General features: G+C 37.2%; 25 protein-coding genes and 9 pseudogenes. 14 read left to right on the forward strand and 20 right to left on the reverse strand.

Annotated features, from left to right (window positions below):
- Positions 1-1,335 carry a sodium/glutamate symporter family protein gene (locus JCM13188_RS05940; protein WP_279401466.1) on the forward strand — a complete coding sequence of 445 codons (1,335 nt, stop codon included), beginning with the start codon at positions 1-3 and terminating at the stop codon, positions 1,333-1,335.
- Positions 1,336-1,372: 37 nt separating this feature from the next.
- Here JCM13188_RS05940 and JCM13188_RS05945 read toward each other — a convergent pair whose 3' ends face one another.
- From JCM13188_RS05945 to JCM13188_RS05980, 9 genes and pseudogenes are all read right to left on the reverse strand, one after another.
- The gene (locus JCM13188_RS05945) at positions 1,373-2,164 is read right to left on the reverse strand and encodes an SDR family oxidoreductase (protein WP_054752807.1); all 792 of its coding nucleotides are present in this window, start codon (positions 2,162-2,164) and stop codon (positions 1,373-1,375) included.
- A 237-nt stretch (positions 2,165-2,401) separates the two neighbouring features.
- Positions 2,402-2,611, reverse strand: coding sequence for a magnetosome magnetite crystal formation protein family (locus JCM13188_RS05950; RefSeq protein WP_500796492.1), 210 nt, complete (start codon positions 2,609-2,611; stop codon positions 2,402-2,404).
- 248 nt (positions 2,612-2,859) lie between these two features.
- Positions 2,860-3,312, reverse strand: coding sequence for a DUF3231 family protein (locus JCM13188_RS20515; RefSeq protein WP_369404851.1), 453 nt, complete (start codon positions 3,310-3,312; stop codon positions 2,860-2,862).
- 5 nt (positions 3,313-3,317) lie between these two features.
- Entirely contained in the window at positions 3,318-3,857 is a 540-nt protein-coding gene (locus JCM13188_RS20520; RefSeq protein ID WP_369404852.1) for a DUF3231 family protein, read from the reverse strand.
- A 97-nt stretch (positions 3,858-3,954) separates the two neighbouring features.
- Positions 3,955-4,350 (reverse strand): annotated as a pseudogene (locus JCM13188_RS05960) (ectoine synthase).
- A 19-nt stretch (positions 4,351-4,369) separates the two neighbouring features.
- Positions 4,370-5,643 (reverse strand): annotated as a pseudogene (ectB, locus tag JCM13188_RS05965) (diaminobutyrate--2-oxoglutarate transaminase).
- Between the two features lie 46 nt (positions 5,644-5,689).
- A complete protein-coding gene (gene ectA / locus JCM13188_RS05970) occupies positions 5,690-6,211 on the reverse strand; it encodes a diaminobutyrate acetyltransferase (RefSeq protein ID WP_054752809.1) in 522 nt (173 codons plus the stop codon).
- 502 nt (positions 6,212-6,713) lie between these two features.
- Entirely contained in the window at positions 6,714-7,598 is an 885-nt protein-coding gene (locus tag JCM13188_RS05975) for an ABC transporter substrate-binding protein (protein WP_054752811.1), read from the reverse strand.
- 96 nt (positions 7,599-7,694) lie between these two features.
- Positions 7,695-8,159, reverse strand: coding sequence for an ABC transporter substrate-binding protein (locus JCM13188_RS05980; RefSeq protein WP_279401467.1), 465 nt, complete (start codon positions 8,157-8,159; stop codon positions 7,695-7,697).
- A gap of 103 nt (positions 8,160-8,262) precedes the next feature.
- Between JCM13188_RS05980 and JCM13188_RS05985 the strand changes: the two genes are divergently transcribed.
- Positions 8,263-8,619, forward strand: a complete 357-nt coding sequence (locus tag JCM13188_RS05985; protein WP_054752815.1) for a DUF3231 family protein — start codon at positions 8,263-8,265, stop codon at positions 8,617-8,619.
- Positions 8,591-9,282, forward strand: a pseudogene (locus JCM13188_RS18200) (DUF3231 family protein). Before JCM13188_RS05985 ends, JCM13188_RS18200 begins: the two are co-directional and overlap by 29 nt.
- Before the next feature lie 56 nt (positions 9,283-9,338).
- Here the strand turns inward: JCM13188_RS18200 and scpC are convergent.
- From scpC to JCM13188_RS06020, 6 genes and pseudogenes are all read right to left on the reverse strand, one after another.
- Positions 9,339-10,849, reverse strand: a pseudogene (gene scpC, locus JCM13188_RS06000) (succinyl-CoA:acetate CoA-transferase ScpC).
- A 130-nt stretch (positions 10,850-10,979) separates the two neighbouring features.
- Positions 10,980-11,615, reverse strand: coding sequence for a LytTR family DNA-binding domain-containing protein (locus JCM13188_RS06005; protein ID WP_054752887.1), 636 nt, complete (start codon positions 11,613-11,615; stop codon positions 10,980-10,982).
- A 28-nt stretch (positions 11,616-11,643) separates the two neighbouring features.
- A pseudogene (locus tag JCM13188_RS06010) lies at positions 11,644-12,354 on the reverse strand (sulfite exporter TauE/SafE family protein).
- Between the two features lie 272 nt (positions 12,355-12,626).
- Positions 12,627-13,040 (reverse strand): hypothetical protein, encoded by a 414-nt coding sequence (locus JCM13188_RS18205; RefSeq protein ID WP_279401468.1) that lies wholly within the window; start codon positions 13,038-13,040, stop codon positions 12,627-12,629.
- Positions 13,021-13,290, reverse strand: coding sequence for a hypothetical protein (locus JCM13188_RS18210; RefSeq protein ID WP_279401469.1), 270 nt, complete (start codon positions 13,288-13,290; stop codon positions 13,021-13,023). The genes JCM13188_RS18205 and JCM13188_RS18210 overlap by 20 nt, the downstream gene beginning before the upstream one ends.
- Before the next feature lie 55 nt (positions 13,291-13,345).
- Entirely contained in the window at positions 13,346-14,248 is a 903-nt protein-coding gene (locus JCM13188_RS06020) for an ABC transporter permease subunit (RefSeq protein ID WP_054752821.1), read from the reverse strand.
- Between the two features lie 104 nt (positions 14,249-14,352).
- Between JCM13188_RS06020 and JCM13188_RS06025 the strand changes: the two genes are divergently transcribed.
- From JCM13188_RS06025 to JCM13188_RS06035, 3 genes are read left to right on the forward strand one after another with little or no spacing between them, the layout of a single operon-like run.
- On the forward strand, positions 14,353-14,622 hold the full coding sequence (locus tag JCM13188_RS06025; RefSeq protein ID WP_054752822.1) for a hypothetical protein: 270 nt from the start codon (positions 14,353-14,355) through the stop codon (positions 14,620-14,622).
- Positions 14,619-15,293 (forward strand): phospholipase D-like domain-containing protein, encoded by a 675-nt coding sequence (locus JCM13188_RS06030; RefSeq protein ID WP_054752825.1) that lies wholly within the window; start codon positions 14,619-14,621, stop codon positions 15,291-15,293. Before JCM13188_RS06025 ends, JCM13188_RS06030 begins: the two co-directional genes overlap by 4 nt.
- Positions 15,294-15,346: 53 nt before the next feature.
- Positions 15,347-15,841 carry a phospholipase D-like domain-containing protein gene (locus JCM13188_RS06035; RefSeq protein ID WP_054752826.1) on the forward strand — a complete coding sequence of 165 codons (495 nt, stop codon included), beginning with the start codon at positions 15,347-15,349 and terminating at the stop codon, positions 15,839-15,841.
- A 96-nt stretch (positions 15,842-15,937) separates the two neighbouring features.
- Here the strand turns inward: JCM13188_RS06035 and JCM13188_RS06040 are convergent, their stop codons facing one another.
- Positions 15,938-16,714 carry a 3-hydroxybutyrate dehydrogenase gene (locus JCM13188_RS06040; RefSeq protein ID WP_054752828.1) on the reverse strand — a complete coding sequence of 259 codons (777 nt, stop codon included), beginning with the start codon at positions 16,712-16,714 and terminating at the stop codon, positions 15,938-15,940.
- Between the two features lie 399 nt (positions 16,715-17,113).
- On the opposite strand from JCM13188_RS06040, the gene JCM13188_RS06045 reads away from it, so the two are divergent.
- Complete coding sequence (locus JCM13188_RS06045; RefSeq protein WP_054752830.1) at positions 17,114-17,704, forward strand: FtsZ/tubulin family protein; 591 nt, start codon at positions 17,114-17,116, stop codon at positions 17,702-17,704.
- A gap of 23 nt (positions 17,705-17,727) precedes the next feature.
- On the opposite strand, the pseudogene ltaE reads toward JCM13188_RS06045, so the two are convergent.
- Positions 17,728-18,748 (reverse strand): annotated as a pseudogene (gene ltaE, locus JCM13188_RS06050) (low-specificity L-threonine aldolase).
- A 326-nt stretch (positions 18,749-19,074) separates the two neighbouring features.
- Between ltaE and JCM13188_RS18220 the strand changes: the two are divergent.
- The 5 genes and pseudogenes from JCM13188_RS18220 to JCM13188_RS18230 form a co-directional block, all read left to right on the forward strand.
- Positions 19,075-19,866: pseudogene (locus JCM13188_RS18220) on the forward strand (DUF3231 family protein); the annotation flags it as partial.
- 54 nt (positions 19,867-19,920) lie between these two features.
- Positions 19,921-20,408, forward strand: a pseudogene (locus JCM13188_RS06060) (staygreen family protein).
- A gap of 98 nt (positions 20,409-20,506) precedes the next feature.
- Complete coding sequence (locus JCM13188_RS18225) at positions 20,507-20,659, forward strand: hypothetical protein (protein WP_279401470.1); 153 nt, start codon at positions 20,507-20,509, stop codon at positions 20,657-20,659.
- Positions 20,660-20,670: 11 nt separating this feature from the next.
- Positions 20,671-21,306, forward strand: a pseudogene (locus JCM13188_RS06065) (MBL fold metallo-hydrolase); the annotation flags it as partial.
- Between the two features lie 73 nt (positions 21,307-21,379).
- Entirely contained in the window at positions 21,380-21,538 is a 159-nt protein-coding gene (locus tag JCM13188_RS18230) for a small, acid-soluble spore protein, H family (RefSeq protein WP_279401471.1), read from the forward strand.
- A gap of 54 nt (positions 21,539-21,592) precedes the next feature.
- Here the strand turns inward: JCM13188_RS18230 and JCM13188_RS06070 are convergent, their stop codons facing one another.
- Positions 21,593-22,306: a YybI family spore inner coat protein gene (locus JCM13188_RS06070; RefSeq protein ID WP_054752833.1), complete on the reverse strand. Its 714-nt coding sequence runs from the start codon at positions 22,304-22,306 to the stop codon at positions 21,593-21,595.
- 157 nt (positions 22,307-22,463) lie between these two features.
- On the opposite strand from JCM13188_RS06070, the gene JCM13188_RS18235 reads away from it, so the two are divergent.
- Together JCM13188_RS18235 and JCM13188_RS18240 are read left to right on the forward strand one after the other, a co-directional pair.
- Positions 22,464-22,970: a DUF8189 domain-containing protein gene (locus JCM13188_RS18235; RefSeq protein ID WP_279401472.1), complete on the forward strand. Its 507-nt coding sequence runs from the start codon at positions 22,464-22,466 to the stop codon at positions 22,968-22,970.
- Complete coding sequence (locus tag JCM13188_RS18240; RefSeq protein WP_279401473.1) at positions 22,967-23,608, forward strand: PLL family lectin; 642 nt, start codon at positions 22,967-22,969, stop codon at positions 23,606-23,608. Before JCM13188_RS18235 ends, JCM13188_RS18240 begins: the two co-directional genes overlap by 4 nt.
- A 243-nt stretch (positions 23,609-23,851) precedes the next feature.
- On the opposite strand, the gene JCM13188_RS18245 is transcribed toward JCM13188_RS18240, so the two are convergent.
- Positions 23,852-23,980, reverse strand: a complete 129-nt coding sequence (locus JCM13188_RS18245) for a hypothetical protein (RefSeq protein ID WP_279401474.1) — start codon at positions 23,978-23,980, stop codon at positions 23,852-23,854.
- Positions 23,981-23,994: 14 nt separating this feature from the next.
- Positions 23,995-24,444, reverse strand: a complete 450-nt coding sequence (locus JCM13188_RS06080) for a CBO0543 family protein (RefSeq protein WP_054752834.1) — start codon at positions 24,442-24,444, stop codon at positions 23,995-23,997.
- Positions 24,445-24,735 lie beyond the last annotated feature (291 nt).

A 24,735-nucleotide genomic window follows, 5' to 3' on the forward strand; every position in this document is an offset into this window, starting at 1 on the left:
ATGGGTGATGGACTTCATCTTTTTATCAGCCTTATGGTACTAGCAGCCGTCCTTAAAGCACGAATCCCTGCCTTGAGACGTCTCATCATTCCAACGTCCATGATTGCAGGATTTCTTGGTCTTATATTTGGGCCAGAATTAATTGGGCTGTTACCTCTAAATGCCGATTTCCTTGGCACCATGGTTTATCATTTAATGGCAATTGGCTTTATCGCTTTATCATTAAAAGAACGAAGTGTCTCTAGCAATCCAGCTATTCTTAATTCAGGGATGTTAATTGTCTCTACCTATCTCGTACAAGGGATTGTTGGCTTTGGTATTTTCCTATTATTAGTTGAGTGGTTTTATCCAGACTTCTTCCCAGGAATAGGTTTACTACTGCCATTAGGCTTTGGACAAGGGCCTGGCCAAGCATACTCCATAGGTACTCAGTGGGAGGAACTCGGCGTTATTGGCGGTGGCAACTTAGGACTTACAATTGCAGGGATTGGATTTCTATGGGCAACTGTTATTGGCATTATTGTCATGAATATTTTAATTAAACAAAGAAAATTTACAAGAGGAAATTCTAGCGAGGAAAGAATGCCAGTTGTTGAGACGTCAGCACCCGATGAGATTCCACTAAGCGATGCAATTGATAAACTAACCTATCAAATTGCATTAATCGGTCTCATTTATTTGATTACATACTTAACGATTTATGGGTTAGATGTCATCTTAACCCCGCTTGGAACCTTTGGGGCAACGTTAGCACAGTTACTTGTCGGCTTCCATTTCTTAATTGGAAGTTTATACGCTGTATTGTTTAGGGTAGTCTTAAATAAAGTTCAAAGGGCAGGACTAAAACTTGAACATAGCCCGAACAATTTCCTTCTTCAGCGTATCGCTGGTTTTTCGTTTGACTACATGATTACAGCTTCGATTGCAGCCATTTCAATTTATGCGTTACGAGATTATATTGTCCCGGTTTTACTGATCACAACCATTGGTGGCCTGTTAACTATATTATATCTTGTTTGGATTGTTCCACGAATGTTTCCTAAAGATGCGCTTCCAAATACGCTAGGATTTTTTGGAATGCAGACAGGGACGATTTCAACAGGAATGGCGCTAGTCAAAGCAGTCGACCCTTACTTTAAGACGAATACAGCTGATAACTTAGTCATGGGGAGTGGAACCGCTCTTTTATTCGGCTTTCCGCTACTCATCTTACTTAATGTGCCTGTTGTCGGGTACATTCAAGGAAATTCGATAATGTATCTTTACACATTAGGTGGACTCATTTTGTATTTTATATTACTAGCTGGAGCTCTTCTGTTTAGAACTCGAACATAAGTAGTGCCCGGGACTGTTAAGGTGCCCGGGCACTTTTTTATAACGCTTTAACCATACCACCATCTACAATTAATGCTTGGCCAGTTAAATAAGTGTTTGCCTCTGACCCCAAGAATACCGCTACTCTTGCAAACTCTTCTGGTGTACCATATCTACCCATTGGAATAGACGATTTTGCCTTATTTTGAACTTCTTCTAAGGGAATCCCCATAGCTTGTGAATTTGCCTGATCTAACTCTGATAATCGATCAGTCCCAATACGTCCAGGGCCAAGTGTGTTAATGAGTATATTGTGGCGTCCAAATTCTTGTGACAAACTTTTTACCATGCCAGCAATCCCCGCTCGAAACGTGTTAGATAATAATAAGTTATCAATCGTTTGTTTAATGGATGAAGACGCAAAGTTGACAATGCGGCCTGATGGTTGTTTTTTCATATATGGCAAAGCTTCTCGAATTGTACGGATAAAACTAAGTAAATTCAGTTCGAACGCCTTCTGCCAGTCTTGATCGTCAAACTTCTCAAACGTCCCTGCTGGAGGTCCACCTGCATTGTTAATGAGCACATCTATTCTACCAGTTTCATCAACTACTTTCTTGAACAACGCTTTAATATCCCCAGGTCTGGTAATATCACATACTTGATAAAACACTTGGTCTTGTCCACTTTTTGAATGAATTTCATCAACCGCTGTTATCAGCTCACTTTCATTACGACTAGAGATGAACACCGTCGCTCCTTCTTTTGCATATTCTAAAGCTGTAGCTTTTCCCAACCCTTTACTTGCCGCCATGACGACAACCGTTTTCCCTTTTAGTCCTAAATCCATCGTAATCCCTCCTTATTGACACTATGGTTCACATTCGACTGTTGTGAAAATAATCCTGCTTACGAGATTGTCTAGTATTCAAGAAAATCTTCTAGTAAATTTTTAAAATTGGCTAGTATTTTCGCGATTTTGTCTAGTAAACCTTGAATTTTGTCTAGTAAAATTTAAAATTTGTCTAGTATTTAAATAAATTTTCTACATAAAAAAACTCGCCAACTAAAATTGGCGAGCCCTTAATCATGTTAAAATATCAAATTTCCCTATGAGTGGTAAGCGCTTCTTTTCACCCTTGGCAGCATTTAAAATCCCTAAAATCCACAAAACAAAAACAAACAGGTTGCCAAGAGGCAGCACGAATAACCAACCGATAATTGGGACCACTGTACCTACCGTATTTATAATAATAGCTGTTAATAAAAGCAATAGACCCTGATTAGCATGATACATTGCGAACTTAGAATCTTTCGCAGCTAATAGTGGAATAAAAAGATAAAATAAGCAACAATCCCCATCCCTTTGTTGTCTTCCGCATCTTGATCTACTTCAGGTGTCTCTTTAATGTCTTTCACTTCTTCTTCACTCATCAAAATCATCCTCTCCCAGTTAGGTCGTTTATTCAACCGTATGCTAAGAAAAAGATGTTTATGTGAGAAAAGTCCTAAAAATAAAGGTGCTCCTATACAGGAAACACCTTATCAATTCTTTTGATCAGTTTTCATTGTCTGAGGGGGTTCTTCCATCCAGCCATGGTTGATCATAATTTTTGCTCCTTTATGAGCATAAGCAAATATATCCTGCATGGTTTTAGTTATATCTTTCACCAAATCATTCCGCTGACTAAAGGCTGTACCGAGCGAACTACCACCAATGGCAAAACTACAAAATAATGAGACACAATACATCATGATCTTATCTGAGAATGGTGATGAGGCAGAGCTAGTGACATTTCCTCCAGCTGTTTGCGGGACATGTATATTGCTTTCGAGTAAAATATTTGAAACTGTTTTGATAATCTGTTTGGAAATACCTACTCCTTCTTCAAAATACCGTTTTGTATCTTTTGTATTCGCCACTTGTGAAAACCCTAAAATCATTGTCATTCCAGCTACATTTGATTCTGCTGTATGATATAAGTGAGCAGCCTCCACTGTGTTTAATGGACGTTTTCTTTAAATGGATTAAATCCACTTAAATAACTGACATCTTGAACAAACTCAACGGATTTAGGGATTTGTGTGTATGGTGAGCGCGTTAGCAGACCTTTTTGAATTAGGTATGTTGTACACTTTTCATAAGTCACTTGAGTAATGGCAGTTAATTCCTTATACATTTGCATGACGTCTTGCCGATAAGTCATATTTAGGTTTAGAGTATGCATTCCCATGCTGATTTCTTTAATAAGTCTTAAAAACATGATGTCAAACCCATTATCATATAGCTTTGGCGCACCAGGGTGAACATCATCTTCTGTAAAACCAACTGGAACAGCCGCACCTTCTTGAGTAAATAAATCTTTAATTTTCTGTTCATATGGTGAAACCTGTTCATAACAATCAACCATGATCTTTTTTGATTGTTCATCATCTGCATGTTCAATGAAATATTCTAACATACGTAGAATCATGGTTTTCTGTTGGAATGTCATCCATAAGACGCCTATTTCAGAAGAAGATAGTTTTGCTTTATCTGGCATATTCAATACCCCCGTTCTAATCCATAGTTTTTCAATTGAGTAGGCAATTATACCAAATTAAATAAAAAATAGCTCTGCTAAACGCAGAGCCATTCGTTTATTCATCATCTACTGGATAAACACCATTTTCATCGTGAACTTCCTTGCCAGAGATCGGTGGGTTAAACACGCATACCACACGCATGTCTTCGCTTCCACCGCGAAGTAAAATGTTCGTCATGCTCGTCTAAAGCATATAATGTACCAGGTGTGATTTTATGAATCTTACCATCTTTTAGTGTTTCTACTTCACCGTCACCCTCAATGCAATAAACGGCTTCTAAATGGTTTTGGTACCAGATATGAGTTTCTGTCCCAGCTTTAATAACTGTATCATGAACTGAGTATCCCATGTTATCTTTTTAAGGATTAATCTGCGACTAACCCAGTTTCCGTTTTCAGCATGAACATCTTTTTCAGTTCCGATAATATCTTCTAGTTTTACGACCTTCATTAAGTTTCTCCCCTTTGTCTTAGTTGGTTACTGGTTCTTTTACGGCGGCTTTTACACTCTCTTCAATAATCTCTAATCCTTTTCTTAATGCGTCTTCATCAATGTTAACAGCTGGGAATAACTTAAAGACTTCTCCATCCATACCTGCTGTTTCCATTACAAGACCGCGATTGAACGCTTCAGACGTCACGCGTCCTGCAATCTCTCCATTTTCACATTCGATACCGACCATTAATCCGCGACCTTTAACTTTTCCGTTAAGTTCAGGATTTTCTTCAACAATCTTATTTAAGTAATCTAATGTAATCTTAGATTTTTCTTGAATCGACTCTTCAAAGCTTGAGTCTTTCCAATAATCTAAAGCGGCAGTAGCCGTTACAAACGCGTGGTTATTACCACGGAATGTACCGTTATGTTCACCAGGGTTCCACACATCAAGCTCTGGGCGGAATAATGCAATGGCAAAAGGTACACCATAACCACTTAAAGATTTGGATAAGCAAACGATATCCGGCTTAATACCAGCTTTTTCAAAGCTAAAGAATGTTCCTGTACGGCCAATACCAGCCTGTATATCATCGACAATTAGAAGAATGTCATGTTTCTTACAAATCTCTTCTACTTTCTTAAGCCAATCAAAGCGAGCGGCATTAATACCACCTTCACCTTGAACGGTTTCAACGATCATAGCAGCTGGTAAGTCAACACCACTACCATCGTCTTCTAAATATTGTTCTAAATATTTAATCGAATCAGTCTCATCAACAAACTGATCATATGGCATTGTAACCGTGTGGTTTAACGGAACACCAGCCCCTTTACGTTTAGAAGCATTTCCTGTAACAGATAATGAACCAATTGTCATTCCATGGAAGCCTCTTGTAAAGCTTATAATGTCCGTACGTCCCGTTACTTTACGTGCAAGCTTTAAAGCACTTTCCACTGCGTTTGTTCCTGTAGGACCAGGAAACATCATTTATAATTAAGGTCACGAGGTTTTAAAATCACTTCATTAAATTTCTCGATAAACTCTGCCTTTGCAGTCGTTGCTTTATCTAATGAGTGAGTAATGCCATCGTCCATAATATACTCAATTAATTTTTCTTTCATTTTTGAATCATTATGTCCATAGTTTAGGGCTCCAGCACCAGAGAAAAAATCGATATACTCTCTCCCGTTTTCATCAAATAACTTGTGCCCTTTTGCTTTAGCAAATACCGTTGGGAAATCACGGCAATAACTGCGTACCTCTGATTCTAATGTTTCAAAGATATCCATATTTGTCTTAGACATTCTTTTCCTCCTTAATATTTATATCCTACCATCATCTTAAGCACGATTATTTTTCAACTGGTCCAATTCTGAAGCGAAGTTCTTCTTCATGCTCATCAGATGGAAATAGATCTTGAGAAAATAGCTCGGATACATCACATTTCGTATTGTTTTTCTTGGCAAAGCCTTTAAATAACGACTCGGAAGCTTTATTTGAAGGTGTCACAGTAGCTTCTAAAAAATTAACGTCTTTACAAACGTCACGGTTGAAAATTTCTTGAAGCATACGTGATGCAATGCCTTTGCCTCGCTGCGATGCATCAACCCCCACTTGCCAGATGAATAAGACGTCTTGTTTTTCTGGAGGTATAAACGCTGTTACGAACCCAACGACTTTGTCATCTTCTTTCGCTACAACACATGTTTCAGAAAAATATTCACACATCATAATGTATTTATAAACCGAATTCTGATCTAACGTTGAGTTACTTACTAAGTTCCACATTCCAGCTCCGTCTTCTGGAGTTGGTTCTTCTAATGTAACAGTATCTAAAGGTTTTAATGTTGCTGCTCCATTTTGATTACTGATAGGTAAGTTCTCCTTTCACGAACGTTTTTTTTAAACTTACATTTATTTATAATAAGGGGGGGCTCGGTTTTTCTCAATTCAGTTAAATGTTGATAAATCATGATTGATTTGAATTAACCATGGAAAAATAAGGCTTAGTGTAAGGGTCCTTAAAAATCCTTGTTTATTATTAGGTTTTCTTTAAAATATTAAGGATTTAATTATTTTGTAATAAAATTACATTTATGTGAAGTTACCTTCGACAAAAAATCTCAAAAAAAGAGCAAACCACCCTTCTTCTGATAGGTGAATTGCCCTTTAAGCCTTTTATTAACGACTAGATCACTAAATTTAAGTCTTTATACCTGCAATAGTTATTGAGTTGTGACTTTTTACTTATACCTCAACGACCAATGATTTATACCAACACTTGTTTCTGCAAATTCCAATGAGGTTCTATAAGGTACAAAATTAACATGATGATTCACTGCATATAACTGGTCAGGACTAACTAAAAATAACCCTAAAGCTTCATTGTAGATATAACGATCAATAGCTTTCGCGTACTCAATAACTTTTGAGAATTCGTTTCTCTTTCAAACAAATTGTACAAATTATTAAACTCTGGAATCTCAGGTCCAATACGATACGCCCCATCTGCTCCGAAAACTTCTCTGTGGTAAAAAGCAGGCGTTCCTTCTAAAAACAATGTGTTAAGGTCAACAATAAATAAATCAAAATAAGGGTCTAGTTTCTTTTCTGCTAATATATGTCGCCATTTTAATCGTTCCTCATTTGCTATAACCTCTAATTTTACGTTTATTCCTAATATTATGTGCAATTGTCTTGCTACAAGATTACCAATATCATGCAAATCTTCAAATACTGCAATTTTATAAGTATTTGACTCCTCCCAATTCGATTGTCTTAAATGCTTTAATGCTAACGAAGGATTTTGTTCATATGGCATGAGTCCTTCAGGGAAGTCTACAGCCCATGGAGGCGTTAGAGCAGGAATCTTTCTGCCGTAACCATTTAATCCTTCTTTAATTAACTTTTCTCGATTAATGGCATAATTAATAGCCAAACGAAAATGATGATCATGGTGAATTGAATGATATCGGTTAAAAATACCCGTAATCAATTTACGCCCTTTATCCTTAACGAGCTTAGCATACTTAGAGCGCTGGATGTCACTAGCTTTATTTGGTGAAACCTCAGTAACTAAATCAACCTCTCCTTCCGTATGCATGCATAGATGTAAGGCTTGGTCTTGTGTTAGATCATTACGAAACAAAACCTCTTTTAGTAATGGTTTACGGTCTTTATTCCAATAATGAGAATTAGATAATAAAGAAACGATCGGTGTTCGATCTTCTTTAGTCGTTAACCAGGTTAATTGGTCCATATAATCCCCAATCCAGGCCACCTCATTATAGATTGATGAGTAGCCGTCATTTAGTTTAAATGGTCCAGTACCCCACGGGCCTGGTGCATCAAGTACTCACCAATGACCTTCTCCTGAACCTAATTTACGATAACCGAACCCTAAGTATTTCCAAAACAGTAAATTCGCTTGATGTAAAGCTCTAAACTTACCTAATGCCAAGCCCTCAGGTCGTGTAAAATGAAAAATAATATTGTGCTCATTTATGATCTCAACTTCAGAACCATCCGGAAAATTTAGCCATGTACCTGGTGGATGCGGAGCAAACCACCTCTTCTCCTCAATAAAATTCAACTTCGCAATATCTGAATCATACTTCGTCCCATCTTGAAAATAAACATCGGGGTGTAATTGAATGTCCAGAGTGTAAGGATCCTTCCAGTTAAATTTTGTCGCTAGGTTTGAAATAATTGCTCCACCTGTTGATGCCCTCACAAATTCTTCCATCGTATTAAACAGTACACTTAGCCAGTTTAAAGCTGACCAGTCTACCACTTTAATGATGCCACCATGTTGGTTCATAAGCATTCCTCCTTTCTGTAAAAGGTATGTCGGTCTAAGTTTGATTAAGAATAAAATTTAAAATATTAATCAAACTATTTAGATATAAGGAGGAAATCTAATCGTGGAACGTTATAGTCATGATGCACACCTAACTTCAAGTGAAATAGCGAATTTATGGAGTCAATATATGAACGATAGTATGTCGATTTGTGTAATCAAACATTACTTACAGCATGTCAAGGACCAAGAAATTCGTGACATACTTGAATACGCTCTAGAATTAGCCACTGGTCATATTAGTCAGATTACACGGTTCCTTAATGAAGAGAATTTTCCAATTCCATTAGGTTTTACTGAAGAAGATGTAAATTTAGATGCTCCTCCCATTTTCAGTGATAAGTTAGTTATACATTATATGTACATTATGACAGTACACGGTCTCTCCGGTTATGCAGGTTCTTTTAAATACATCTATTAGAGATGACCAAGTTCAGTACTTCATATCTTGTAATCAAGAAGCAATGGAACTGTATAGAAGAATCACGAAAACGATGAGAGAAAAAGGCATGATAAATCGACCGCCTGATCTTAATCCACCAGAGGAAGTGACGATGATTCAAAAACAAAACTACTTAAGTGGTGGATGGTTTGGCCCAAAAAGACCGTTAAATGCAGTAGAAGTTTCGGGGATTTACTTTAATATGAAAAAAGATGTCGTCAAAATTTGTATGGAAATAGCATCAAAACAAATGACGTCAAGTAAGGAACTTAGGAATTATTTTGAACGAGGCAAAAAATATGTGATAAGCAGTACAATGAATTTAGCAAGTTGCTTACTGAAAGTGACCTTCCATCTGCTGTTAAACTAGATGATCAGGTAACAAATACAACGATTCCAGCTTTCTCTGACAAACTCATGCTGTTTCACATCTTAAACCTATTATCAACAGCTGCTGGTTATTATGGGGCTGCACTTGCATTGTCACAACGAAGAGACTTAGGAACGACTTATTTTTCTATGATTATTGAAGTATTAAAATATGCCGAGGACGGAATCAACATTATGATTAAAAATGGCTGGATGGAAGAGCCACCAACGTTTGTTGATCGAGACCGTTTAAGCAAGAAAAAGAAGAAATAAAAAACACCTTCAGGTAGCCATGTGCGGAGTGGCTATGAAGGTGTTTTTTGTCATGTTTACACTTTTACTAATTGTCTCATGGTTCCTTCATTTTCATATTGGCTGTGCCAAGAGAATGCTTTTTCTAGGTCATGTGGAGTATGACCACCCTTTTCAAGAGCTGATTGGTAGTAATCCATCAACTGCTCACGATACATCGGATGGGCACAATTATTAATAATTAGCTCTACACGTTGTCTTGGCGCAAGTCCACGTAAATCTGCGTATCCTTGTTCAGTGACAAGTACATCTACATCATGTTCGGTGTGGTCAACGTGAGATACAAATGGGACAATGCTAGAGATATCCCCATCCTTCGCAATTGACTTCGTTACAAATATAGCTAAACGGGCGTTACGAGCAAAATCTCCTGACCCGCCAATACCATTCATCATATGCGTTCCACGAACATGCGTGGAATTCACATTTCCATAGAGGTCCATTTCCAGTGCTGTGTTAATGGAGATTAACCCCAAACGTCTGATAATTTCTGGATGGTTTGAGATTTCTTGCGGACGCAAGATTAATTGGTTCTTATATCGTTCAAAGTTTCCAAAGACTTCGTTCATCTTAGGTTCAGATAACGTAATGGAACAACAAGATGCAAAATCAACTTTACCTGCATCAATTAAATCAAATACAGCATCCTGTAATACTTCAGAGTAGACTTTTAAGTTTTCAAAATCAGACTCTAGTAAACCGTGAAATACTGCGTTTGCAACAGAACCAATACCTGATTGTAAAGGGGCTAGACTTTTCGTTAATCGCCCTTGTTCTACTTCACTTTTTAGAAAATCAATTAAATGATTTGCCATCACTTTTGTTTCTTCATCAGGTGGTACGATATTAGATGGTGAGTCCGACTGATTAGTAAATATAATTCCTTTAATTTTATCTAAATTGACAAGAATACCTTCTGTGCCTATAGAATCTTCTGGTTTTGTTAAAGGAATAGGTTGTCTGTCACCCTGTTTTTCAGGTGAATACAAATCATGAACCCCTTTTAACTGCTCTGTTTGAGCTAAATTAATCTCTACAATAATTTCTTTCGCATTTTCCGCAAAAATAAGTGAGTTTCCTACAGATGTTGTCGGGATGATTTGACCATCTTCAGTAATCCCTACTGACTCTATAACCGCAACATCGATTTGCTCCATCGTATTTGCTCTAAGCATTTCAGACGTATGAGATAGGTGTTGATCAACAAAGTGAAATTCCCCTTCGTTCATTTTCTTTCTCATGGTTGGATCCGCCTGAAACGGTAAGCGCTTACGTAAAATACCAGCTTCTGCAAAATTTTATCCACATCAGAGCCTAACGATGCTCCTGTAAAAACATCTACCTTAAACGTAGGTTCACCTTTTGCTCGTTCAACAAGTGCGTATGGAAGGGCTTTCACATCACCGGCACGTGTAAACCCACTTAATCCTAATGTCATTCCATCTTGAATCCAAGACGCAGCAACTTCTGCTGAAACAACACGATCTTTTAAGTCTTTATGTTTAATACGTGAATATCCTTGTTCCATTGTACTCCGCCTTTCTTTTTTTCTGACTATATTGACATTTTATCGTACAAAAAGGCGGCACGACGGCTATTTGGATATAATGACTTTTATTTACGATGAAACAGAAAATTCTCGTATGAAATAGAATGAATTAGAAACCTAATAACCTCCTGAAATAGCTAGAATGTGTTTGACTAACTGGCACGTCTGAGCCATCTGTCATTTTCAACACAAATGTGGAATGAGTATCAGGGTGAATCTCTTTAATGTGATTAATATTAATAATATAAGAGCGATGGCAACGGATGAAACGATCCCTCGGTAAGAAGAAATCGAACTCATTTAGCGTATACTTATGAGTTCCAGTGGTTTGTTCACCAACTACATAAGTGTTTCGATTTTTAGCTTCTATATAGATAATTTCAGAAAATGGTGTGGGTACCCAGCTGTCTTCTTTCTTAATCGTAACGACTGACATGGCATTAGTTAGAGTTGGAAAAATAGCTGTCACGCACCCGGCAACTTCACCATTAACTTCATATGGGACAGCCATACCATAGTAAGGCACACCAAATACATCTCGGTCAATATACTCAGAGACTTTCTGTTTTGTATTTAGTGCTTTATAAGCAATGGTCCCTTCAACAACACAATCTCCAGGTTTAATCTTAAGGTTCACTCGTTTACTCGGCCTGTAATACACATACTTTTCAGTGTCTGATAACGCTATAGAGGTCTCATCTGAAAATAGCTCACTAACTAGATCAATTAATGTTTCAGCGCTCATATTTAACTTCATCTTCTCACCATTCTTTCTAAAATAGGCTATCAAATAATAAGTAAAGCCCTGTAAAAATTAATAATATATACGTAACGGTTCTAAACAAATCTTGATTTAACTTAACAAATAATTTTTGACCTAAAACTAAGCCCACTAACACAAGAGGTACTGCGATTATACTAGCTTCCCACACTCTAGGGCTTGTACCCGCAAATATTATTTGGACTAATAGACTGACCAAATATATAAAAAGAAAATACGCTAACGTCGTACCTCTTAATCGATCTTTTTTGTATCCGTACCAGAAAAATAGAGTAATAATGGCGGTCCAGGCATTCCAATACTAGCTGTTAACGACCCTGAAAACCATCCAACCACTAGATCTCTATTTTTTGAACGTCTGATTCTGTACTTTAAAATCAATAACGTGGTTAACACTAATATAACTAAACTCACCAGTAACTTTAGATTTTGAAGGTCCAGCCACAAAAACACCCATATTCCGATAGGTAATCCTACAAAACTTCCCGCGATTAAGCGTTTCATAATTCCAATTTATATCTTTTATTTTATATATTAAAGATATTGAGATTAATAAAGATAAAATCAAGTTTATTTGAATTGCCTCTGCCGGTTCAAATAATAAAAGTAAAAACGGTGTAGCCATTATGGAAAAACCAAAACCAGTGCTAGTTTGAAGGATTGATGCGACTACAATTATTATAATAAATAATACGATATCCATTCTTAAACCTCTTCTATGACTTTCATTATGCAACTATACTAACATTCGAATGCATATAAGACACTAAAACCGCATTGATCAGATATGAGAGTTTTTCTTATTAAAGATATTCTGCACACCTTGAGCTAAAACATTAAATGTAAAGATGGTAAACGTCATAGCAAAAGCAGTCCAAAATGGAATCCAAATAGCCAATCTTATATCACGATAAGCATCTGCTAATAGCATTGGCCATGATACAGAAGTGTTTCTAATTTGAAATTGACCAATTTCTACTTGAATGATTTCTTGTGAGATAAAACGCCGACAAACGCTAGTTGACCCACTAAGAACATCACTTTCCCTAGGTCCGAAACCATATAAACAATTAATTTACCATAAATAAAAGGCAATAAGTAATATCTGAAAACCCTTAGTGCACTAGAACCAACAGAAATAGCACTTAAGATATGCTCCTTAGATGCCGCTTCATCTAAATCAATTTTGATAGATTCAGCAGCTCTACCTACCTCGACCATAGCTACTATCAAAATCATAATCATGACGCGATTCTCCGTAAATAAAAATGGCGGGAGCATAGCAAGTAACAAAACCATGATAATAGTCGGAACATAAGAGAGAAACCCATTGATCCACTTTAAGAACACATGAATTCCTAACCACTTTTTATGCGCTAAAAACGCCAAAGGAATTGCAACAATATATCTCACTAACGTAATTAACACGACGACCATTAACGTTTTCTTTTGCACCCATTACAATTAAACTAAGTAAATCACGACCATCGTGATCTGACCCTAACCAGTACTGACCGTTTGGTTCATAAGGGGGTGGAATAGGAATTCCATCATCAGACCATACGTATTGAGTTTCTTCTAGCTCCTGATCAATCCAAGGAAGCTGAGGGCCAACAAATGTTATTAAAAGTAAAATCATTAATAACACTAGTCCAAAATAAGTACAGCATGTTGTTTAAACCAATTTACCATAGTCATTTGCCCCCCACCTCTTTCTTAGGAACAAACCAATAACGCAAAAGATGAGTGATTAACACTACTAAAAACATCAAGAACAAAAATGGCATCATAAAAGCTAAAGCTCTAACGTCTTCATTACCTAATATGGCACTTAAGAGCTGATACCCCGCCCCATTATAACTTGAGATTTTTTCAATAATTGGCACACTCGATAAAATATACAACATGACCATTTGGCCCTGATTCAAGATTGGTGAAAAGCAATTCCTAACCATATGCCTCATCGCATCAAACTTAGTTAACCCTTTTGAAAAAACGGTCCTCACGTAATCTCGACCCACTTCATTTTCCATTGAAACTACCGTAAATCTAGCCATATGTATGATGGGGTAAATCATCACAGATACTAATGGAATGACAAAACTGTACCATTCTTCATTTCCATATAAACTGAATTTTGGGAGGCCATCTCTCATTGAGATAATTAATAGATATTGAATCGCAATAAATAAGAAAAAATCAGGAATGGAGGCAAAGAGCCATGAGAAAAATGACATAACGTTACCGCTTATTCGTGTTCTTAGATATATTTGGAAGATCCCAATGAACGTACCAACCATCATACTTAAGATAAAAGCAGGCAAAATTACTTTCATACTTCTTACAAAAAAGCGTTCTACTTCACTTAACAAAGGACTACCAGAAGAGGTTTCACCAAACCCCTTTACTTCTTTAACATGATTGATAAAGTCCTGAATCGTCTCATTATACAGTTCTAAAGTAAACGGAAAGTCTGCATGAAATTGAAGTGGACCTACTGGAGTTACTTCTAACTCTCTTGGTAATAACAGTAAAAGCACAAATGAAACAATAATAAACATGAAAATCATTAACTGTTTTAATAGTTGCCATGTCATAGACTTCACCTGCTATTTTTCAAAATATTAAATAAATTATGACAAAATACCTATATAACGTCAACTTGCTTACTAAATTACTTATTAGGGTATATGTAGTATTAATGAAAAATGAATATTTAAGAGGAGTTTCGAGATGGCGAAGAGAAAATGGTACAAGAAAAAGAACATGGATCATTGCAGGAATTTTCATCACAATATACATTGCAACCCTTATCTATCAACAGTTTAAGCCACTTCCAGAGGGGATTTCCTATGAAGGACAAGTTCGCTCATTACACGATGAAGATATTGAATTTCTCTACGATTTAACCTATCAAAAAATGGACAAGAACATTATGACCAAGAAATATTTGATGAGGTTTATAATATGATTGAAAATGCAGAGGACTTCTTGGTTGTTGACATGTTTATGATGAATGAATCTGCATCTAGCAAAAGAGATTTTCCTAAGATTAGTCAAAAAATAAGCGAAAAAATCATACAGCAAAAGAACGAGCATCCTAACCTTAAAGTTGTGTTTATAACGGATCTCATTAATAAAACTTATAATTCACACCAGGCAGAACACATTAAACCACTCGAAGAAGCTGGAGTGGAAGTCGTTTACACAAAGCTAGATCGTCTGCGTGACCCGAATCCACTATATTCATCTTTCTACCGTATGGGTATACAATGGTTTGGCCAAAAAGGGAATGGCTGGATTATGAACCCTTTCGGAAAAGAGCTACCAGAAGTTACGGCTAGGTCTTATTTTAAGTTATTTAATATTAAAGCTAATCACAGGAAAGTTTTTGTGTCTGAAGACCAAGGTTTAGTCCTATCTGCTAATGCCCATGATGCAAGTGGTTTTCACTCTAATATTGGGTTTAAAGTAAAGGGAAACCTTCTTAAAGACTTAATAGAGTCAGAAAAAGCTGTAGCTGACTATTCAGGAGGAGACCTCTCTACCTTCCCATCGAAAGAACAAATTGAACAAATTAAACCCACTAAATCAACAGGGGATATTAAGGCAAAGGTTATAACAGAACAAAAATTGAAGTAGCTGCACTTGAAGCAATTGAATCAGCTAAAGAGAACGATCAAGTATGGCTTGGTATGTATTACTTAGCAGACCGTGATATCGTTGATGCTATTAAAGCTGCTTCAAATCGTGGTGTTACACTAAATTTAATCTTAGATCCTAACCAAAACGCGTTTGGTCATGAGAAAACAGGACTACCTAACCTACCAATCGCTCAGGAGTTATTAAACCACGATGATAAAATCAATTTAAAATGGTACAACGTTAATAAAGAACAGTATCATACCAAAATATTATTTGTAAAAAAGGCTAATGAAAGCTTCATTGTAGGCGGATCAGCCAACCTTACCTCTCGTAATATTGATGATTATAATTTAGAAAGCGATTTATCTATAACAGCACCTAATGACAGCGAACTCGTGCATAACGTTGAAGATTACTTCAAACGCATTTGGGAAAATAAAGATGCGCAGTACACTGTAAGCTATGAAGAATATGCTGGAACTTATACGACTGCGAAACGTGCATTATACTACATTCAAAAGATTACCTTATTTACGACCTATTAATACACTGACATTAAACCGAAAAAGTAGCCGACTTTGGTTAAGTAAACTTAACAAGGTTCGGCTACTTTTGATTTAATAAAGTTTTTAGAACTTGAATTATTGAGCTGTATATCCTCCATCAATCACTGTCGCTTGCCCTGTAATACCCTTCGCTTGATCGCTTGCTAAAAACATCATGTAATCGGCAATTTCTTGAACGTCGAGTAATCGCTTTTGCGGTACTAATGGATAAATCACTTCTTCTATTACAGATTCTAATGACACATTTCGTGTTCTGGCTAAATCCTCAAGTTGATTTCTAACAAGTGGTGTATCGACATACCCTGGGCAAATAGCGTTAACCGTGACACCGTGATCCGCCCCTTCTAAAGCTGCTACTTTTGTTAATCCAATCACGCCATGTTTTGCACTGTTATAAGCTGATTTTCCAGCAAACCCAACTAGCCCATTAATGGATGCCATGTTTATAATACGCCCATGTTCTTGTTTTTTCATGATAGGGAAAGCATGCTTGATCGCGACAAATGGTGCAACAAGCATAATCTTCGTCATGCGCTCAAACTGTTCAGTTGGAAAGTCTTCAATCGGTGACACATGTTGTATCCCAGCATTATTGATAAGCACATCTAAGCGCCCATACTGATTAGTTGTTGTATCAATCGCCCTTACGAGTTCGTCTTCATTAGTGACATCACAATAGACCGTCATTCCTTCAAACTGTTTAGACTTAAGCCATTCCTCTACATCTTGTAGCTTCTCCTTGTTTACATCCGTAAAAACGACCTTATTTCCCTTCTTTGCAAACTCTTCTCCTACTCTGAGACCAATCCCGCTAGCTGCACCGGTAATTAAGATAACTTTATTTTTGACCACGCTATTTCCTCCCTTATCCATAACCTTTTATACCTATCATACAACGTCAGACCTTAGACTTCCTAATTAGACACGATTCAACAAACTAGTAATAAACTTTATCCTATATTTGACAGAATTCTCACGACGGAGTCGATATAATAGTCAAAACAACGAGGATAGGAGTAGAGTTTATGGAGAAAACTGTAAATATTTATCCTGTAAACACTATGGACAACGTGATCACGAACGTTTATACTTCTATCATTTTATCGGAGGTAACTCTAGTGAAACGGATAGTTTAGTAGAACAACTTCGTGATCTAAAAGAAAGAAAAATTTATTAATCGGTGTTTTTCGGTTCCCTTTTCGATTTGAAGGTAAAAAGCGCTGGCAAACCGCTACGAAACAATATTTTCTAATGAAAGAATCATGCGATGCTGTTATCTATTTTCAAAGTGATGATTTAATGGAATTAATTGACCAAGACACAACCATACGTGATGCCCAAAATACGTTTAAGTCTATAGAAGATGACAGTATTAGGGCCATTAATAAACTCATTGATGAGACCGGTGAGATGAATATTGATTACCATGACCTTGAGAACTTCATATCAAACTTTAAAGGACCTCTATTTTCCCACACGGTTGAAGGTGAATCATTCGATACACCTTTAAAATACTTAATTGAGAAACCTTATTTACCAAAAGATTTTACTGATGGGGAACAGCTAATGATTAATATTGGCTATACGCAAGATGTTAATATGGAATCATTTCGTCAAATTAATTTAAGGCTTCATGACCTATTCTCAAAAGCCGATCTATTTAAAATTGGGTCATACTTTATTAATGAACCAGGTGAACGATTTAAAATTACGTTAATAGTAAATGGTCTTAAAGATCCTGTCTCTTTACCATTAAACGATAAACCTTCATCCACCTATCATGAGCTTAAGATGAAATGGAAGCGCGGAATAGAAAAAGGGAAAAGGCGATTAACCTTATAAAAAATACCTAAGCTCAGGTCATTTTATTTGAATAACTGATTTACTTTTGAAATAACTGTTTCTATATCTTCTTTAGAAACATCATAATTCGTCACCAAGCGAACAGAGTGAGTACCATAAGAACCTGACTTAATACCTGCTTTCTCTAGCTTCTCAATAAACTGCTCGCTCGTTAAGCCAAGATTTTCTACACTAACTAGAACCATATTTGTTTCGACTTCACTTTCAATTTCAATTCCATCTATATTCCCTAATCCTTCTGCTAGTCGTTTGGCATGATTGTGGTCTTCTTGCAAACGATTTGGCATTTCATTTAAAGCAATAATTCCTGGAGCTGCGATCATTCCTGCTTGGCGCAGTCCTCCTCCTAATCGCTTTCTCCACTTTCTAGCACGTTCAATAAACTCTTTAGGACCAGCTAAAATAGAGCCAACAGGTGCTCCTAATCCTTTAGATAAACAGAACTGAACTGTGTCTACTTGTTCAGCAATTTTATGTACAGGCTCATTCATTGCAACGGCTGCATTAAAAATTCGAGCACCGTCTAGATGAACGGGTATTTTGTACTGATTTGCTACCTTTTTAATAGCTTTCATATTCTCAAGTGGAACAACTGTTCCACCAGCTTTGTTATGCGTGTTTTCAAGGCTAATTAATCCTGTTTCAGGAAAATGAATATCCTCTGGTCGAATCGCTGACGCAACTTGCTTAGGGTCCATTGCTCCACGGTCTCCGTCAATCGTTTTGGGCTGAATGCCTGCTAATGCTGACATAGCTGCTCCTTCATAAACAAATATGGGCATTAGCCTCCATAATCACTTCATCCGCAGGTTTACAATGTGTTAATACAGCAATTTGATTCCCTTGTGTTCCACTTGTCACAAATAATGCCGCTTCTTTCCCTAATTTTTCAGCAGCTAGTTCTTCTAAACGATTAATGGTTGGATCTTCTCCATAAACATCGTCACCAACTTCAGCCTGGTAAGCTGCTTTTCGCATAGCTTCTGTTGGCTTTGTGACTGTATCACTTCTTAAATCAATCATCTAAGCCCCTCCCGTCTTTTGTATCATTTTAATACACTCCAAATCTTTTTAAAACTATTGGTTATAAAAGTTTCATACATAGGAAAAATAATCCTAAAGGAGTGTGAACGATGGGCGAACAAGTTAGCAGTCATCATTTTTCGGACTTAACAGCTAATGAAGTATCCAATCTATGGTCTTCTTACTTAAAAAAACTCTATGGAACAAAGATTGTTTGAATACTTCTATGCGTCCTGTGAAGATGACCAAACAAGGAAGATTGCAAGTAGAATCATCGAACATGCTAAGTCTACCTTAAAAGAGTTGGATACGATTTTGATCATGAAAATTTATCAACCCCCCATGCATTTACTGAACAAGATGTAACAGCTGATGCACATAAGGTCTTCTCAGATACGTTTATCTTATACTTTTGTCATGATATCACCATGCTGTCGATGAGTACTTACCCTAGCGCTCTTTCAGACTGCTCTAGGCCAGATATTCGAGAGTTTTTCCAAAAGAGAATAGAAGCATTTCTTAGTCTTCAAAACGATGTCATAAACGTCATGCTTGAAAAAGGGGTTTACTTAAAACCAGCTCAGCTAGAAATGGAAAACGAAGTGGACTTTGTTAGAAGTAAAAAGTATTTAAGTGGTCTATTTACAGGGGCAAGACCTGTAAACGCTCCAGAAATTGCGAACCTTACTCGCATTTCACATCGAGCTCAGTTCTCAAAAATGGTCTTCGTGACGTTTCATAAGTTAGCTCATAAAGTTGAACTGAAAGAACATTTCTCTCAAGGTAGAAACGGAATTGAAAATGTACTTGAATCTCTATCTGAAGTGTTAGAGAAAGAGAATATTCCACTCTCAGCTTCAGGTGATTTTAAAATATCACCAGTTGAAATGTCGCCGTTTTCAGATCGCCTCATGTTGTTCTTCGTCAATACATGTCTTGGAATGTTTTGTTTTCAAATGGTATCCCAGGCATTAAATTCAACCCTACGTTCAGATATTGTTGTTAAATTAACAAAGATTTCAACTAAAATGAGAAAGTACTATTCAGCAGGCTTATTATTAGCTATTAAAGAAGGGTGGTTTGAACAACCACCTAATCCAGTTGATCATAAAGTGTGACACGCCGAATATCTTTTAACATACAATAAACAAAAAGTTATGGGGCGTGTCGGTATGAGTCAATTTAACCCAAACCAACTATTTGTAGAATATAGAGAACAAATTTCTAAAACTAGCCCAATTGTTGGCCGTCGCCATACACTAACCCATTCAGATGTAACTGGTGACTTGTTTTAACAGTTGGGCCTCAGTTTGCTTACGATCTTATTAATGATATGAGAGATGAAGTAATGGGTGAATTTGTGAAAGTTGGAGATGAGCTTGTTTATCATGCTCACGTATTTATTGGTGGTTTATTCGATGAGGCAACGGCAGCTATTCGTGATCAAATTTTTCGAAGAGAGCTTCCTTTAGCATTAACAGCTATTCGATATGGGGAAAACCCTTTGTTCCAAACTAACCCTTCCCTTGATGAAGTGCCAGTCAAAATTCATTTTAACTCTAGTTATCCTCAGTTTAACACCAGCGAGAACTGGGGAGTTTTTTTCAGATTACAAATATGTAGATTAAACCATAACACCATAATTTTTTATAGCCTTTAGCTTTCATCAAGTGCTTGATCCTCTTCAAGCACTTTTTATTTCTCATACATAGACAAGAGCGGAATAAACTTTAATAACAATCAATTAGGAGGAATTAGATGAAAGTACTAAGACTAGGCCATGCCATGTATCAATTAACAAGTGAAGGAGGTAAAAATTATCTTATTGACCCTTTTGTTGATATGAATCCCGGCTTCCCAACTCTAATGGACTCAGAGGAATTCTACCAGCAAATTGATGCAATTTTTTAACTCATGGGCATTTCGATCATACTAGTGGTTTATCTAAATTTGTTGAACATCATTCAGAGGTTACGATTGTCGCTCAATATGAATTAGCCTTAATTTTACTACAGCAAGGGTTTGAAAATGTAATTCCAATTAACCTAGGTGGTTCCGTATCATTTGATGATGTAAAAGCCACTATGGTCCAAGCCGTACATACATCATCGTATAAGGAAACACAGTCAACCCCAATGTATGCAGGAGAATCAGCTGGGTATGTATTTGAATTTAAAGATGATTACACGCTTTACCACTCTGGCGACACTGCCCTAATGTCTGATATGAAACTTATTCAAGATGTTTATCAGCCTGAGATCGCCATACTGTCCTCATCAGGCCATTTCACCATGGGGCCAACAGAAGCAGCCTATGCAGTAGAAAATTTATTAGATGTTAAGTATGTCATTCCTAGCCATACGTTCCCTTCAGAAGAAACGGCTACATCGCCTGATACTCTTAATGCATTACTTGAGCAGTTCCCGGTTGTGGAAAATATGATCGCCAAGGATCATGAACTAGAAAGATTACTTGATAAATATCCTCATACAGAAGTTAGTGTCATTGGGTACGGAGAGGAAAGAGCTTTTGTAAAAAGCAAAAAGCCTAATGCTTAATCATTAAATTATTGTTTGAGTATTCTTCTGAACGGTTATGGTATTAGTACAACCTTACTTAGGAGGGATACTCATGAACTTAATGCGTGCTAAAGAAATTAAAGAAGATCCCAATATGAAAGATGTTGTCTATAACGAAGAATATGTGTATATTGACGATGTGGATGATGAACGTCAAAAAGCGATCATTCATTATTTAAACGTGATGGTGTTGAATTTGAAGTTGATGTAACTGAGCTAAAAGAGGAATAATAATAGCGCCCACAATAAAAAGTGGGCGTATTTTTTATATAGAGGACCCGAATATGGCGACACTTTGACGGTCAAGATTCATATAATCTTGATCCCATGCTAACGTGTTCAGAACATTACCTAGCGAGTCTGCATTATACCTTCCTGCAATACGTTGATACGCTAACAATTCATAAACCCCATTTGAATCATAATCAACTGGATACAGCCCACTTAATGGATTGACCCAGCCCTCAATAGGATTAATTAGATTGCCATTAGAATCATAAATCTCGTTTAAGTATTCCTGATCGCGGCTGCTAGAAATATCGATGATGTACTGCATTTGGTTTTGCTCACTTAACACTTGAACTTTATAGTCATCTAGATAATTGACTCTATACTGGTACTCATTATTATAAGCATTACCATTAAAAAGCAGGTTCTCTTCATTATTTAAAAAAGAGTATAAATAGGCATAAATCGTCCCCCCACTCCCGCCAGTTGCTATTCGAACCAACACATCGCTAACACCGTCTCCAGTAAAATCTCCTAAAAATAATGTTGGGTCATATCCCGCATTTTCATCTAGCTGAGTTATTGTTAATCTTCCACTCAAACCATCTTGAACAACAAGCGTGATGTCTTGAACAAATGGACTATCAGATGTCATCATACCCATCAAATAAATCTGATCCATTAGTCCATCACCTGTCGCATCACCTTGCGCAAAAGCAACAACTTGAGACCCCTGTCTATTGTTATACATCATATCCACCCCTTCAGACTTACTCCTATATCTTATGGGCAAACGCCAATCCTGCTACTGACAAATTCCCAAAATCAATTAGGTGCATACACTAATTAAAAAGTGGAGGAATTCGTATGTTTTTAATCATGATGTTAGAAATGTAACGACGCACGAGATGAGCATTAGGCAACAGCCAGTTGTGCAAGAAGTGATGGATCGACTTAGATCTGAACATAACAACTTATACGCACAGCTAACACGTGCTGGTATTTCAAGACGATTTATTGATTATATATTTTATCTAGTTGTGAGCTATACCGTTAACCAAGCGGAAACAGGCCAATCAGCAAGACAAATTTATATACAATTTCAAAGGCAAGTACCTTGGTTAAATCAATTTTTCTTAGCTCATAATGTACCACAAAACTTAGTGGATCGCGTATTAAGGACAGTGATTGAGATTACTCTAGATATAATTAGTGATGACGGTGATGACGATGATGACGATAATCAATGGTCGAGCTGGGAAAACCTTGGTGGTCGATTGACGTCTGCTCCCGCTGTCTCATCTTGGCAAGCTAATCGTCTAGATGTGTTTGCAAGAGGTCAAAATCAAGATTTGATTCATAATGGTGGGACGGCAGACGATGGAGTGACTGGGAGAGTCTCGGTGGGGTATTGACATCACCACCTGCTGCTGTTTCATGGGGGCCAAATCGCATCGATGTGTTCGTAAGGGGGACTGACCAAAGCTTATACCATAAGTGGTGGGACGGTAATAGGTGGAGCGACTGGGAAAACCTTGGTGGGACTTTAACAAGTGCACCTACTGTCTCATCGCGTCGTTCGAATCAGTTAGATGTCTTTGTTCGAGGCACAAACAACCGCCTTTACAAACGCACTTGGAACGGAACGCGCTGGCAAGACTGGGAAGACTTAGGTGGCAATTTAACATCTCATCCTGCGTCCATATCTTGGGGGCCAAATCGCATCGATGTGTTTGCAAGAGGACAAAATCAAGACTTAATTCATAAATGGTGGGATGGTAACAGATGGAGCGACTGGGAAAGCCTTGGCGGCACATTAGTTGGTGCACCAGCCGCTTCTTCTCGTCGTCCGAACCAAATAGATGTCTTCGTCAGAGGCTCAAACAATCGTTTATATAAGAAAACGTGGAATGGTTCACGCTGGGAAGAGTGGCAAGACCTTGGAGGCAACTTAACCTCTCACCCAGCAGCCGTTTCTTGGGATGAGAATCGTATTGATGTGTTTGCAAGAGGTCAAGGCAATAACCTTTACCATATTTACTGGCAATCTTAGCAAATCAATAAAAATGAAGGCTTTTTGCGCCATAGCAAAAGCCTTCATTTTGTAACTACTCCATCACCGTCTAAGATATCTACCCCAAATTTCACTATATCTACCTCTTTTTAAAATATTTCTACCGCGAAATTTGTCGACGGAGTAAAAAAGCATTTTTATCTACCCTTTTTAACAAGATATCTAACTATATAAGAAAAGGGCACGGTTTTGAGCTTAAACCATGCCCCATGTTAATAGTTTTTAATCGACATGCCGATCTTCATGTTCCTTCTTAATTTGATGCTTACGAATAAACCACCACATCACGATATACGTCAAGAACAAAAGAATTAAAAAAACAGGTGCCGACAGTACATTTTGAACTTGCATTTACTCACCGCCTCTTATTTTAGGGTATCCAATGGAAACGGGAACATGAGATAAAACAGTATAGCTAACGGAATTGATATAACAATGGCCCGAACAGGTCGTCTATAATGCACGTAAACGACTACAAATAGCGCCGCATTAAGCAAAATATTCATCCAACCATTCCATCCGTTGTCATACACATACATTCCTCTATGAGCAAATAGTGTTTGAATAATCGTATAGAATATGACCCAAGCTGACACATAGATCATCTGTTTAGTTCTATGCTTCGGAAACCTTTGTAAGTAGATCATTAAGCCAATAGGCACGATAAAGAACGTAAAGGCAATATTGATAATGGAGTGACTTAACCACTCCGCCGTTATACCTCTAAACGCCCAGAGTGTGTGATTATAGTAGAGAACATTATATGTTAGATTAATCACCATAAAAATAAAATGGTTGAATATTGCTGTCGCCATTGTGACCAATCTACAAACTTATAAGCAAAGACTGCCCAAACAATTAATACTAGAATCAAATACATGGCCCAATCTCCTTAGCAGAAATGATACTTACATCTTTGACTTAAACCTGGATCTTTATACTAGAAAAGCTCGGTACTTGAAGGTGTGGTTCAACGTTTATTCAACTGTTAACACAGAACAGGCGATCTGATTTTTATGTAATAATTAAAATATGGGACGTGAAAAGTCGTTTTACGGGACATAGAAGTTAAAGTTTAGGCATCGAATTATGTCGAAAATGGTTAT

The sequence above is a fragment of the Piscibacillus salipiscarius JCM 13188 genome (assembly GCF_001311865.1).
GTDB lineage: Bacteria > Bacillota > Bacilli > Bacillales > Alkalibacillaceae > Piscibacillus > Piscibacillus salipiscarius.

Coding starts and splice junctions, on each gene's coding strand:
- JCM13188_RS18235 (WP_279401472.1), top strand. CDS start 22,464: ATGAGCATTAGGCAACAGCCAGTTGTGCAAGAAGTGATGGATCGACTT.
- JCM13188_RS05950 (WP_500796492.1), bottom strand. CDS start 2,611: ATGTATCATGCTAATCAGGGTCTATTGCTTTTATTAACAGCTATTATT.
- JCM13188_RS06030 (WP_054752825.1), top strand. CDS start 14,619: ATGATTGAAAATGCAGAGGACTTCTTGGTTGTTGACATGTTTATGATG.
- JCM13188_RS06080 (WP_054752834.1), bottom strand. CDS start 24,444: ATGGCGACAGCAATATTCAACCATTTTATTTTTATGGTGATTAATCTA.
- JCM13188_RS05940 (WP_279401466.1), top strand. CDS start 1: ATGGGTGATGGACTTCATCTTTTTATCAGCCTTATGGTACTAGCAGCC.
- JCM13188_RS06025 (WP_054752822.1), top strand. CDS start 14,353: ATGAAAAATGAATATTTAAGAGGAGTTTCGAGATGGCGAAGAGAAAAT.
- JCM13188_RS18225 (WP_279401470.1), top strand. CDS start 20,507: ATGAAAGTACTAAGACTAGGCCATGCCATGTATCAATTAACAAGTGAA.
- JCM13188_RS06005 (WP_054752887.1), bottom strand. CDS start 11,615: ATGAGCGCTGAAACATTAATTGATCTAGTTAGTGAGCTATTTTCAGAT.
- JCM13188_RS06045 (WP_054752830.1), top strand. CDS start 17,114: ATGAAAGAATCATGCGATGCTGTTATCTATTTTCAAAGTGATGATTTA.
- JCM13188_RS18210 (WP_279401469.1), bottom strand. CDS start 13,290: ATGATTTTACTTTTAATAACATTTGTTGGCCCTCAGCTTCCTTGGATT.
- JCM13188_RS06020 (WP_054752821.1), bottom strand. CDS start 14,248: ATGACATGGCAACTATTAAAACAGTTAATGATTTTCATGTTTATTATT.
- JCM13188_RS18230 (WP_279401471.1), top strand. CDS start 21,380: ATGAACTTAATGCGTGCTAAAGAAATTAAAGAAGATCCCAATATGAAA.
- JCM13188_RS06035 (WP_054752826.1), top strand. CDS start 15,347: ATGTATTACTTAGCAGACCGTGATATCGTTGATGCTATTAAAGCTGCT.
- JCM13188_RS05945 (WP_054752807.1), bottom strand. CDS start 2,164: ATGGATTTAGGACTAAAAGGGAAAACGGTTGTCGTCATGGCGGCAAGT.
- JCM13188_RS06070 (WP_054752833.1), bottom strand. CDS start 22,306: ATGTATAACAATAGACAGGGGTCTCAAGTTGTTGCTTTTGCGCAAGGT.
- JCM13188_RS20520 (WP_369404852.1), bottom strand. CDS start 3,857: ATGCCAGATAAAGCAAAACTATCTTCTTCTGAAATAGGCGTCTTATGG.
- JCM13188_RS05975 (WP_054752811.1), bottom strand. CDS start 7,598: ATGGACCAATTAACCTGGTTAACGACTAAAGAAGATCGAACACCGATC.
- JCM13188_RS05980 (WP_279401467.1), bottom strand. CDS start 8,159: ATGAACCAACATGGTGGCATCATTAAAGTGGTAGACTGGTCAGCTTTA.
- JCM13188_RS18245 (WP_279401474.1), bottom strand. CDS start 23,980: ATGCAAGTTCAAAATGTACTGTCGGCACCTGTTTTTTTAATTCTTTTG.